Here is a 12,279-nt window from a genome sequence, read left to right as displayed (position 1 = left end):
GCAGATTTATTCCTTGAACCACACAACCAACCAAATTGCAATCCACTCTTAAATGGTTGCTACAACTTGTCTGATTTTGCTGATGTCAAGTAACCAAGAAAATCTATAGTGCTTCTCGTTTCGTGATTGATGCAGCAAGATAAATTCCAGCCTAAAAGTGGTAGCTACCAGTGCAGTAATATAATATCTGCACAGACAACATCTGATACTTCGGCTTAGATAATATCTTGGTGACTTTTGACAGATGGCTAAATTCCTATAAATTATGGAAAGACACCATTCTGCTTGAAGTTTTCGTTTCCAAAGTCAGCAACTGCTTCAACTTAGTTTGCGGTTGAAAACGTTTACTTCCGCAAGACGAAGTTAGTAAATATTCTGTATTTCTATTGAATTGTCAGGCTGTACTAAGAGTCTTTCTTCCCAGACTCCAAGAGTAATTGCCTTGGCGGGTAATGCTCTAGCTAGGTTAGCCAACTCTTATTGGCTCGTACCCAGATAAATTTTGATTGACTTCAAGTTGTTACAAAGGCTACGATCCTACTCAATCTAGTTTTAGATTTTCGTTAAAAAAAGATGTAGCTAATTGAAGGGGACTTACCAGAGCAAAAAAACTTTCTTGAGCTTGCCTCAAACTTGTCTTGAAGTCTTTTTGTGTTTTCACTTGTTTGATTCCTATAAAAACCATAACATACATCCCACTAATTAATTTGCCGAATCTCAAATTATTTATCTATTTAATAGAACATTATCTTTAAAACCTTTAATAGTCATAGGTTACACCCTCATTATTAACTAGTTAATGAAATTATTTATCCTAGCCAATATGTGCAGTTAGATACTTTTGGAAATTTGATAAAAGTATTTAAAACTAATGTTTGATAAAGAAAACAGAAATTCTTATTTTTGCAGTCAAAAATTTTGTCATCATATTGAACTAGTAGTCTCCCTAGTAGCTTCTCGTAACCGCTCCACATCGCGCATCGGTGGCGCACCAAACAGCCGCTTGTACTCCCGGTTGAAGTGCGAGGCATCATCATAACCCACGCGGTAGGCAGCACTGGTAGCATCAAGCTTTTCCCCCAGCATCAGACGGCGAGCCTCCTGGAGCCGCAGTTGCTTTTGGTACTGCAAGGGACTCATGGCAGTGACAGACTTGAAGTGATGGTGGAAGCCCGATACACTCATTCCCAGCTCTTGTGCAATGCTTTCAATCTTGATCGGTTCGTTAAAATCTTTACGAAGTCGCTCGATGGCTCTGGCGATGTGGTAGGTGTAGCCACCGAGAACTGCAATATGACGGAGCCGATTACCTTGCTCTCCCATCAAGAGTCGGTAAATGATTTCCCGCTTAATCAGTGGTGCGAGAACATGAGCTTCAGCAGGGGAATCTAAAAGCCTGACGAGCCGCACTACAGCGTCCAACAGATTTGCATTCAATGGACTTACGTCAATCGCTTTCACATCAGCACGACTGCGCGATGAGGTATACCCTGCCTCGACCATCACTGAGCTAACGAGGGTGGGGTCGAGATCGAGGCGAAGGCTAAGGTACGGTTGCGCCTTGGAGGCTTCCAGAATTTGGCTGACAATTGGCAGTTCGACCGTAGCCAGCAGATAATGCATCGGGTCGTACTGATAGCGATCGCTACCCAAAAGAACTTCTTTGCTGCCCTGAGCGATCGCACAAAAGGCAGGAATAGAGACACTATGAACGCATTCCGAAGGCGAAGAGGAGCGGTTGAAGTGCAAACCTTTGAGCGGCTCAATCGTCCCATCATGAGGAATCGCCTGGGCAATCCGCTCAGTCAGTTCGTCTCTGTTGGCTTGCGCTCTGTCTGCCTCGCGCTTTGCCTGCGGGTTGTTCATTAAATCGCGATCGGACTTTTCACTCGTTTTAACAGCGTTCATTTCTAAGTTTGCAGGATTGTACAATAATCTTAGACGATCGTTTTATTGTTTGTTCTCCAAAATGCCTAAGATAAAGCTAAAGCAATCAAAAACGATTCCAACTTCTTGCAAGCGTCTAGATTTTTATTCAATAAAAAACTCAGTTTTGATTGGGTAAGGGACTCACCTACTGACAACCAAAACGGCATCAAAGCTAACCTTGCTTCTTAAAAAATCCATCCCTATCGATAGAGAAGCGATAAATGCTCAATCTCTACGATTGGGACAGCCACCGAAATGGCATCAAGTGAAGAAATTAAGAAATGGACATCAAAAAAAGTGGCTCACAGCCTTCCGCTAAAGGATCGGCTGAGTATTTTACCGGCACTGTCCGCATTGACCCCCTGTTCCAAGCCTACGATCGCCTGCTCAAGTCTGATGTGAAGTACCGCTTCGTGATTGATATGGCATCCCTGAAATCTGAGTAACCGAGTGGAACCTCGAAGAAGTAACAATCCAAAAGGACTCTTCACCAATCAAGAATTGGTAGGCGAAGCACTCAAACCTTACCGCGATCGCGTCGGCGCAGCAAACATCGAGCTAACACAGGACGAATTGAAGAGCATCGACGAGGCATTGGCGCAAATTACAGTGGGTCAGCGACAAACAATACCAGACGTGACCGTGGAGTAAGACAGATTTAACCTTTAATTCAAAGACAGGAGTTCAAAAAATGCAAAAGCGCAAACTTGGAAATAGTAATCTGGAAGTCTCGGCGATCGGGCTGGGCTGTATGGGCATGAGCTTTTCCTATGGCCCGGCCAAAGACATACAGGAGATGACCGCTCTTCTGGGGGCTGCCGTCGATCGCGGCATTACATTCTTTGACACTGCTGAGGTCTACGGCCCGTTCTTAAACGAAGAGCTTGTGGGTGAAGCCCTCGCTCCCTTCCGTGGGCAAGTGGCGATCGCCACCAAATTCGGGTTCGACATCAGTCCGAATTCCGATCCTCGTGGGATGAAGGGTTCACCCGGATTGAATAGCCGACCGAAGCATATTAAGGAAGTCGTGGAGGGTTCGCTCAAGCGACTCAAAGTGGAGGCGATCGACCTGCTCTATCAGCACCGGGTTGACCCGAACGTGGCGATCGAAGATGTGGCAGGAGCGGTGAAAGAACTGATTCAGGAGGGTAAAGTGAAGCACTTTGGACTCTCGGAAGCAGGAGTGCAAACGATTCGTCGCGCCCACGCCGTTCAGCCGATCGCGGCTCTCCAGAGTGAGTACTCACTATGGTGGAGAAAGCCTGAAGCGGAAGTGATACCGACCCTGGAAGAACTCGGCATCGGCTTTGTCCCCTACAGCCCATTGGGCAAGGGCTTTCTCACGGGCAAGATCGACGAAAACGCGACTTTTGACAGTTCCGACTTTCGCAGCACCCTGCCTCGCTTCACTAAGGAGGCTCTGAAGGCAAATCAAGCCCTGATCGATCTGCTCGGCAGCATCGCCGAACAAAAGCAAGCGACCCCTGCTCAAATTGCGATCGCCTGGCTCCTTGCCCAGAAACCGTGGATTGTTCCGATTCCAGGCACTACAAAGCTGCATTGCTTGGACGAAAACATCGGGGCAGTCTCAGTCGAACTCACACCCGACGATCTGCGTGACATCGATGACGTCGCCTCCAAGATCGAGGTGCAAGGCGCTCGGTATCCCGAAAAGCTAGAGCAAATGACTGGTCGTTAAACTGGCACTAACTTAAGCCGTATAGTAGGCAGCGTAAGGGTTGTAGAGAAGTAGAGGGGAAAGAGTTTGCAACAAAGCACTTTACTCAAAAGTTCCCCATCCTCTTGTTTGCTCCTCTGCTCCCTTGCTGCCTCGACAATTTACCTTTTGTTAACGTGAGTTCGACGAACCTCTCCCTCCGAGCCTCCCTCTTTGAAACCCAAAGGGAGGAGCAATGAAAAATTCAGCTTTTGCTCCCCTCTCCGACACGGAGAGGAGTTGGGGGAGAGGTCAAATAATACTTGTCGAACTCACGTTTTGTTAGTGCCATTCGATACTGACACCTGTGCAACTAGCGCTTGTGATGATTTCGCATAGATTTATGAATCTTCTTCCATCGTTCTTTCTCAGCTAATTGCGCCCTTTGGTCTTGTTTGCGGTTAAGGTAGTCGAGTTCTTTTTGTAACTTTTGGTAGCTAAGAAACCTGGAATAATCAAGTTCTCCCTCAGCCAAAGCCTGCTGCACAACACAACCCGGTTCGTTATGATGCTGACAATTGCGGAAATGGCATTCTTGCGCCAAAGTTTCGATGTCTGCAAAAGTTTCTTGCAAACCTTCATCACCTGCCCAAATTGGGATTTCCCGCATTCCTGGAGTATCAATAATTAATCCGCCAGTAGAGAGCAAAATCAACTCACGATTAGTTGTTGTGTGTCTACCTCGGTCATCACCTTGCCGTACTGGTTGCACAACTTGCACTGATGTGCCTTGCAGTTGGTTAGTGATGGTGGATTTACCAACACCAGAAGACCCCAACAAAGCAACTGTCTGTCCTGGTTGCAAGTAAGGTTTTAAGGCATCCAATCCTTGATGATTGGTGGCACTTAAAACTGCAATTGGTACACCCAAAGCAACTGCTTCTATTTGGGTTAAATACTCTTCTAGAGAATTGCACAAATCTGCTTTATTTAACACAATTACCGGATTTGCACCACTTTCCCAAGCCAGAATCAAATAACGCTCAACTCTTCTTGGGTTAAAATCGCCATCCAGCCCTGAGACTAAGAAGACTGTATCAATATTTGCTGCAACAATTTGTTCTTCTGTTTTACTACCCACCGTCTTGCGAGAAAATTTGCTTTTCCTGGGTAAAATCTCGTTGATAGTGGCTCGTCCTTCAGATTCTCTGACACTAATCGCAACCCAATCTCCAACGGCGGGAAAATCTTGTGGTTGAGAAGCACGATGCCGCAATTTACCTGAAACTTCTGCTGAAAGTTCCCCTTGTTCGCTATAGAGGGTGTAAGTATTTCTGTATTCAATGGCAACCCTACCAACGCTAAATCCTTGTAAGCGATAGGGTTCAAAGCTGCGAGCAAAAAAGTCACTCCAGCCTAAATAATCCAAATTCATTGATGTTTCCTCGATGTGTGCTACTTGTTTTGCACAAGGTTCCACAGAGGAAGACACTTCTATGCAGGAGAACTCCCCACACCAGAATGTCTGTGAATTCTAGTTTTCATTCCTGTAGAAAAGAGGACTGAACAGAATCTCTGCGCCTTGTGTTCTTTGAGTTGAAATGGTCAAAGTAACCCGGACTGCTAGCAACTGTGTCATAGTTCGTGCTCCTTATGTACTACAGTAAATAATCTACATTATTACATTAGCCTATTCCAGAAAATTCGTTTAAATTATGCAATTTTAAGATATTTATCGCGGATTGAAAGACCAATGCACAAGTTTGCACATTATCAAAACAATTTTGGTAAAAAATATCTTTTTATCTTTCACCAACTTCTAGCGAAAGAAAGAGTTTGAGGCTGAGTATCTCTGTAATCATGAATGCGGATAAGTGTTTACCTGCTAAATAACTGATATGCCGCAATATTTCGGAAAACTACCCACAACTAACCAAGCTTGGACAACTATTAGCAATGTAAAAACTGTAACTTGGGAAAATAATATTGTTAATTTTGACTGTGGCGACTCACGCCTGACTATCAGTGTACTTACTCCGAATTTAATCCGCGTGCGTTTCGCACCAACTGGGGAATTTATGCCTCGCCGCTCTTGGGCAGTGACGCCAGATGATGCAGAATGGGCAATAACACCTTTTGCAGTCCGCGAAACTGAAGCAACGGTAGAAATTGAAACAGAACAGATTCGTGTGTGCGTTCAGCGAGAAAAGTGTCGCATCGCCTGTTTTGACAAAGCTAATCGTCCCTTCGCCCAAGATGCGGATATGGGGATGGGTTGGCGGATGGGTGCAGTTGCAGGGTGGAAGAAAATTGCAGCCGATGAACATTTCTATGGCTTTGGCGAACGCACAGGCTTTCTGGATAAACTCAGCGAAGTAAAAACTAACTGGACAACAGATGCCTTAGATTATGATTCACTGACTGATGAAATGTACCAGGCTATTCCATTTTTTATGGCTTTGCGCCCGCAGGTAAGCTATGGCATCTTTTTCAACACCACTTTTTGGAGTCAGTTCGATATCGGTGCTGAACAACCAGGTATTTGGAAGATGGAAACTCGTGGCGGTGAATTGGATTATTACATTATCTACGGCCCCGAACCAGCCCAAATCCTGGAGACTTACACTCAACTAACTGGGAGAATGCCATTACCGCCGAAATGGGCGCTAGGTTATCATCAATGCCGTTGGAGTTACGAATCAGAAAACGTTGTGCGGGAACTAGCAAAGGAATTTCGTCAACGCCGCATTCCCTGCGATGTTATTCACTTGGATATTGACTATATGCGGGGCTATCGAGTGTTTACTTGGAGTCCTCAACGCTTTGCCAACGCGGCAAAACTGATTAGTGATTTAGCAAAAGATGGTTTCAAAACAGTCACAATTATCGATCCTGGTGTGAAGTATGAACCAGAAGGTAATTATCATGTTTTTGACCAAGGAATAGAAAACGATTATTTTGTGCGTAAAGCTGATGGTACGTTGTTTCACGGCTATGTTTGGCCTGAAAAAGCTGTTTTTCCTGATTTTTTACGTCCTGATGTGAGTAACTGGTGGGCTGATTTACACAAAAGCCTAACTGATATTGGTGTGGCAGGAATTTGGAATGATATGAATGAACCTGCCATAAACGATCGCCCTTTCGGCGATGATGGAGAAAAGATTTGGTTTCCCCTAGATGCGCCGCAGGGGGGAAGGGGAGCAGAGGGGCAGGGGAGCAGAGGGGCAGAGGAGAATTTATCTACGTCTACTCATACAGAAGTGCATAATTTGTATGGATTGATGATGGCTAAAGCTTCTTATGAAGGGTTGCAACGGCATCGAAGTTCAGAGCGATCATTTGTGTTAACGCGATCGGGTTATGCTGGTGTGCAACGCTGGTCTTCTGTGTGGATGGGAGATAACCAATCGTTGTGGGAGCATTTGGAAATGTCTCTGCCGATGCTTTGTAACATGGGACTTTCGGGTGTGGGATTTGTGGGTTGCGATATTGGCGGGTTTGCTGGTAACGCCACTGCTGAATTATTCGCTCGGTGGATGCAGGTAGGAATGCTTTACCCATTGATGCGCGGTCACTCGGCAATGTCTACTGCTCGTCATGAACCTTGGGTATTTGGCGATCGCGTTGAAAATATCTGTCGAGAATACATTAATCTACGTTACCAATTACTTCCCTATATTTATAGTCTTTTTTGGGAAGCGGCAACGACGGGCGCACCGATTTTAAGACCATTATTATACCACTTCCCCAACGATCCGAAAACCTATAGCCTCTACGATCAAGTATTGCTAGGTGCATCGCTGATGGCTGCACCAATTTACCGCCCTGGAGTGGAGCATCGAGCTGTCTACTTACCCGCTGGCACTTGGTATGATTGGTGGAGTGGCGATCGCTATGAAGGGCCAATTCACATTCTTGCTCATGCACCATTAGAAAGAATGCCACTGTATGTCCGTAGCGGTGCGATCGTTCCTATGCAACCTGTCAGCCAATACGTTGATGAATCGCCACTCGGCCAGATTCGGTTACGAGTTTGGCCTGGTAAGAACGAATATCAGTTATTTGAAGATGATGGACAGACAAGCAAGTATCAAGATAATAACCACTCAATAACTAACATCCGTGTATTTACCCAAGCAAGCCAAACAGTAGTGGAAATTGCAGCAAGAGTTGGAAAGTGGACACCTCCAACACGCGAAGTGATTGTAGAGCTTGTTGGTGTTGGAGAGCAACGCTTTCAAGATGACGGTAAGCCACATAGTCTGCAATTCTGAAATACTCGTAATGGTGGCTCAAAAACCACCATTATTTTTTATTTTAAATTATGCACGAAAAAATATGCATAGAGGTAGATGAAAAAGCAGCGGAAGTGTAATCTAAAATACAAGGAACATTAATGATTAGCTCGTAAGAAATACGTAAGTTTACTACGCTAGATAGATGCGGTTAGAGAACACTCAATGTTAAATATTAACCGCTTGCGACTGCAAGATAGATTTAAAATTTCTACAAATGCACTTGTGGCAAGAGTCGCAAGTGCGATCGCTGTTTTTGTTGGTAGCTTGGTATTAGTTGGCTGGTGTCTTGGTATTGAAGTTCTTAAGCGCGGCTTCCCTGGTAGTCCTGCCACGATGAAAGTCAACACAGCGCTTTGTTTTGTGTTGTGTGGTGTGTCGCTGTGGCTATTTTTAAAAGAGGAGCAGGGGAGGCAGTGCGGTCTTGGGGAGCCAGTGCGGTCTTGGGGTTTCCCCAAGTGGAGCATCTGGCGTGGTTTCCCCCAGGAGCAACTGCCGTCGAGCAGAGGGGAAAGAAGAATTCAAAATTACCCGCATAGTTCCACAGCCTCCTTGCCCGTACTTACTTTTCTTATCTCTCAGGTCTGTGCAATAGCTGTCACCACAATTGCGGCGCTTACTCTGTGTCAATATATATTCGGTTGGAATCTGGGCATTGATGAGTTGGTGTTCCGTGATTCGCAAACTAGTATAGCGACATTGCATCCGGGGCGAATGGGAGCGAACACAGGACTGAACTTTATCCTGGTCAGTGTCGCCCTACAGATTCTGATTCATCCAAAAACCCACCGCAGTTATTGGTATGCTCAAATTATCGCTCTGATTGCTACTTTAATTTCCTTTCAGGCACTGATAGGCTATGCCTACCAAGTGAAAGTTCTTTACGGACTCGCCCCTTATACAACATCAATGGCGTTACATACAGCGGTGTTGTTCCTCTTACTAAGTATAGGTATTCTGTGGGCGCGGGCAGAACATGGCTTAATGAAGGTAGTTACAAGTGATAGTTACGGCGGCTTACTTGCACGTCGTTTACTAGTTGCCGCGATCGCAGTACCTTTTATATTAGGATGGGTAATTGTCGAAGGTCAACGGGCAGGACAATACGATCCGGCATTTGCAGTATCGGTGTTTGCGATCGTTCTGATTGTAATTTTTACTATTTTGATTTGGCAAAGTGCCAGGGTTATTGAACGCCTCAGCTATCAACGCGACCTTGCCCAAGAAGCACTGAGAACCTACGAAGCTAAACTAGGGAGTTTTGTAGATGCTAACGTCATCGGTATCCTCTTTAGCGATGTATATGGCGGTATCCAGCAGGCAAACGAGGAATTCTTGAGGATGATTGGTTACGCGCAGGAGGATTTGTTAACTGGTAAGTTAAGTTGGCGCAATCTCACACCACCAGAGTATTTATACTTAGACGAGCGAGGTATCGCTGAAGCCCAAGGAAACACCAACGCTGCTTGTACGCCCTACGAGAAAGAATTTATTCGCAAGGATGGTAGCCGTATCCCGATTTTAGTTGGTTACGTGCTGCTAGGAGAAAACCGCGAAGAGTCAGTAGCCTTTATCCTCGACTTGAGCGAACGCAAACAAGCAGAAGCAGAGCAACAAAAATTAGCATCGTTGGTAGAAAATAGCTCTGACTTTATCGGCATTGCCACCCTTGAGGGTCAATTACTCTACATAAATGATGCAGGTCAAAAGTTGGTAGGGTTTGCCAACCTGAATGAAGTCAGGCAAAAAGCAGTATTAGATTACTTCATGCCCAAAGACAAAGCCTATTTTCAAAAATATATACTGCCGACTGTGCTATCAGAAGGGCGCTGGCAGGGAGAATTCTGCTTCCGGCATCTCCAAACAGGTCAACCGATACCAGTTGATTACAATGTCTTCACTGTTACAGATAACAAAACAGGTCAGCCAATTGCCTTAGCAACTGTGACTCGCGACATCAGCGAGCAAAAGCAGACCCAGGAACAAATCTTACAACTAAACAGGGATCTACAGCGCCGCATTACTGAATTACAAACTTTGTTGGAGGTAATTCCCATTGGAATTGGCATTGCCGAAGATCCAAAATGCCAAAATATTAAGGTCAACCCTGCTTTTGCCAAGCAGTTGGGGATATCGTCAGATACAAATGCTTCCCTTACTGCTCCCTTGGATGAAAAACCGACAAGCTTTAAAGTCTACCGCCAGGGAAGGGAACTTTCAACAGAAGAACTCCCAATGCAGTACTCTGCTGCTCATGGTGTTGAGGTTATCAATTATGAACTCGATGTCATTCATGAAAATGGCAAAATTGTCAAGGTGTTGGAGTACGTTGCACCCCTGTTTGACGAAGAGGGTAAAACCAGAGGAAGCGTTGGTGCATTTTTAGATATTACGGAGCGAAAACAGGCAGAGAAAGCACTGCTAAATCAGCAAAAATGGCTAGAGGATGTGTTAAATCTGATGCCAAGACCGTTGCTGTTTATTGAACCAGGAACGGCGCGGGTAACTTTTGCCAATCGTGCCGCTGACGAATTAGCTGGAGGCGAATTTCCCAAAGGGATACCCGCCGAAGATTATCACACAGCTTACTACTATACAGATACCGCTGGCGATCGCATCCCCAATGAACTGATGCCAGGAGTACGGGTTGCCCGTGGCGAACGCCTGAATGGATTGGAGGTGGACTGGCACACTCCTGCTGGCGTGCTATCTATACTAGTATTTGCTGATACCTTGCCAGCAATGCACGGTCATCCGGCTACCTGTATCTTGGTGTTCCAAGATATCAGCAACCTCAAGGTTGCACAAAAAGCACTCTCATTAGGTTACAAAAGGCTAAAGCTACTATTTGACACAGCCAACGATTTATTATCGAGTCAGCAACCAGTAATACTAATCGATAGCGTCTACCAAAAACTAAGAGACCAAATTGGTTTAGATATTTACTTTAACTATTTGGTTGAGGATAACTCTCAGGTAATGCGGCTAGAGTCTTACTGCGGCTTTTCCCAGGAGATAGCAAAGCAAATCGAGTCCTTGGAATTTGGTGAAGCGGTTTGTGGGACTGTCGCCCAGGAGCGTTGTGCAATTGCTCTAGAAAATGTGCAGCAATCAATTGACCCGAAAACAGAATTGATTCGTTCTTTAGGAATTACAGCTTATTATGCATACCCATTAATCGCCCAAGGACGATTGTTGGGTACTCTTTCTTTTGGCAGCCGCACTCGGTTAAGCTTCACCGACAATCAAAAAGGGATGATGCAAGCAGTATGCGACCAAATAGCGATCGCAATGGAACGGGCTAGTTTAATTGCTTCTTTGCAACAACAAACTGAGCAGTTACAACAAGCCAACCGAATGAAGGATGAGTTTCTAGGGATATTATCGCACGAATTGCGATCGCCCCTCAATGCCATCCTTGGCTGGGCGCAATTACTGCAACGAAGCAAGCTCAGTGATAGCCAAATGGCTAGAGCAACGGAGACAATTGAGCGCAACGCCAAAGCGCAAACCCAGTTAATTGAAGACCTGCTGGATATATCGCGGATGAGTAGAGGTCAGTTACGCCTCAATGTCCGTACTTGTAATTTGGTTCCCATCATTGAGTCAGCCATCAAGACTGTTAGTTTAGCCGCCCAATCCAAGGAAATCGATTTGAGATTTTCCCTAATTTCCTCAAAAGCAACACCAAATTCAGATAGGGAATTAGGAGTTAATCGCGAAAATCTCGAATTTCCAGCAGCACAATTTCAAACTAATCAACATTCAAATGACAGCAAGCCGAGTGAAAATTCTCAATATTTAGTTTCCGGGGATTTCGAGCGCTTACAACAAATTATCTGGAATCTGCTATCCAATGCCATCAAATTTACACCCGTTGGCGGAAGGGTAGAGTTGCAATTGTCAGTGGTTAGTGGACAAGAAAAACAACAGACAACAGATAAATATGCCCAAATTCAGGTGATTGATACAGGCATTGGTATCAGTCCTGATTTTCTTCCTTACGTTTTCGATCGCTTTCGTCAAGCTGATAGTTCTAGTACTAGAATCTATGGTGGATTAGGACTAGGATTAGCGATCGTCCGTCATTTAGTAGAATTACATGGCGGTACTGTCCGCGCAGATAGCCCAGGCAAAGAACAAGGAGCGACGTTTACCGTCAAACTACCACTTCTGAAGAATGCCCACCTCGGCTCTTTTGCCCCTCTGCCCCCACCCCCTGGAGTTTAGTCAGCGACATCAGTATGCCCCACGAGGATGTGAGAACAAAAGAGAATTCCAGCCGCAACGTTGACAGATGATGCTATTACGAAAGACCAAATATTATTTTAGAGACGGCGATTCATCGCGTCTCTTGCCTTAACCAAAGAGTATTAGAGGTTGTTTGAAAAGTCGTAA

The 12,279-nt window shown here is 45.2% G+C and carries 7 protein-coding genes; 5 read left to right on the top strand and 2 right to left on the bottom strand.

Features of this window, described 5'->3' with window-relative positions:
- Positions 1–924: 924 nt before the first annotated feature.
- Positions 925–1,908 carry an AraC family transcriptional regulator gene (locus tag RMY32_RS17345; protein WP_322710140.1) on the bottom strand — a complete coding sequence of 328 codons (984 nt, stop codon included), beginning with the start codon at positions 1,906–1,908 and terminating at the stop codon, positions 925–927.
- A gap of 302 nt (positions 1,909–2,210) precedes the next feature.
- Here RMY32_RS17345 and RMY32_RS17340 point away from each other — a divergent pair, with 302 nt between their 5' ends.
- From RMY32_RS17340 to RMY32_RS17330, 3 genes are read left to right on the top strand one after another with little or no spacing between them, the layout of a single operon-like run.
- A complete protein-coding gene (locus tag RMY32_RS17340) occupies positions 2,211–2,375 on the top strand; it encodes a hypothetical protein (RefSeq protein WP_322710139.1) in 165 nt (54 codons plus the stop codon).
- 4 nt (positions 2,376–2,379) lie between these two features.
- The gene (locus RMY32_RS17335) at positions 2,380–2,580 is read left to right on the top strand and encodes a hypothetical protein (RefSeq protein WP_322710138.1); all 201 of its coding nucleotides are present in this window, start codon (positions 2,380–2,382) and stop codon (positions 2,578–2,580) included.
- A 40-nt stretch (positions 2,581–2,620) separates the two neighbouring features.
- The gene (locus tag RMY32_RS17330) at positions 2,621–3,628 is read left to right on the top strand and encodes an aldo/keto reductase (protein WP_322710137.1); all 1,008 of its coding nucleotides are present in this window, start codon (positions 2,621–2,623) and stop codon (positions 3,626–3,628) included.
- 331 nt (positions 3,629–3,959) lie between these two features.
- Here RMY32_RS17330 and rsgA read toward each other — a convergent pair whose 3' ends face one another.
- Entirely contained in the window at positions 3,960–5,021 is a 1,062-nt protein-coding gene (gene rsgA, locus RMY32_RS17325; RefSeq protein WP_322710136.1) for a ribosome small subunit-dependent GTPase A, read from the bottom strand.
- Positions 5,022–5,484: 463 nt separating this feature from the next.
- Here rsgA and RMY32_RS17320 point away from each other — a divergent pair, with 463 nt between their 5' ends.
- On the top strand, positions 5,485–7,860 hold the full coding sequence (locus RMY32_RS17320; RefSeq protein ID WP_322710135.1) for a glycoside hydrolase family 31 protein: 2,376 nt from the start codon (positions 5,485–5,487) through the stop codon (positions 7,858–7,860).
- A gap of 186 nt (positions 7,861–8,046) precedes the next feature.
- Positions 8,047–12,111: a PAS domain S-box protein gene (locus tag RMY32_RS17315; protein WP_322710134.1), complete on the top strand. Its 4,065-nt coding sequence runs from the start codon at positions 8,047–8,049 to the stop codon at positions 12,109–12,111.
- The last annotated feature ends 168 nt before the right edge of the window (positions 12,112–12,279 follow it).

The organism is Nostoc sp. ChiSLP03a (assembly GCF_034531215.2).
Taxonomy (GTDB): Bacteria; Cyanobacteriota; Cyanobacteriia; order Cyanobacteriales; family Nostocaceae; genus Nostoc.
Note: the sequence above shows the minus strand (reverse complement) of the source record. Positions and strands in the feature narration are given on the sequence as shown.

Excerpts from the sequence above, each read along its gene's own strand:
- RMY32_RS17345 (WP_322710140.1), bottom strand. The coding sequence starts at position 1,908 with ATGAACGCTGTTAAAACGAGTGAAAAGTCCGATCGCGATTTAATGAAC.
- RMY32_RS17340 (WP_322710139.1), top strand. The coding sequence starts at position 2,211 with ATGGACATCAAAAAAAGTGGCTCACAGCCTTCCGCTAAAGGATCGGCT.
- RMY32_RS17330 (WP_322710137.1), top strand. The coding sequence starts at position 2,621 with ATGCAAAAGCGCAAACTTGGAAATAGTAATCTGGAAGTCTCGGCGATC.
- rsgA (WP_322710136.1), bottom strand. The coding sequence starts at position 5,021 with ATGAATTTGGATTATTTAGGCTGGAGTGACTTTTTTGCTCGCAGCTTT.
- RMY32_RS17320 (WP_322710135.1), top strand. The coding sequence starts at position 5,485 with ATGCCGCAATATTTCGGAAAACTACCCACAACTAACCAAGCTTGGACA.
- RMY32_RS17315 (WP_322710134.1), top strand. The coding sequence starts at position 8,047 with ATGTTAAATATTAACCGCTTGCGACTGCAAGATAGATTTAAAATTTCT.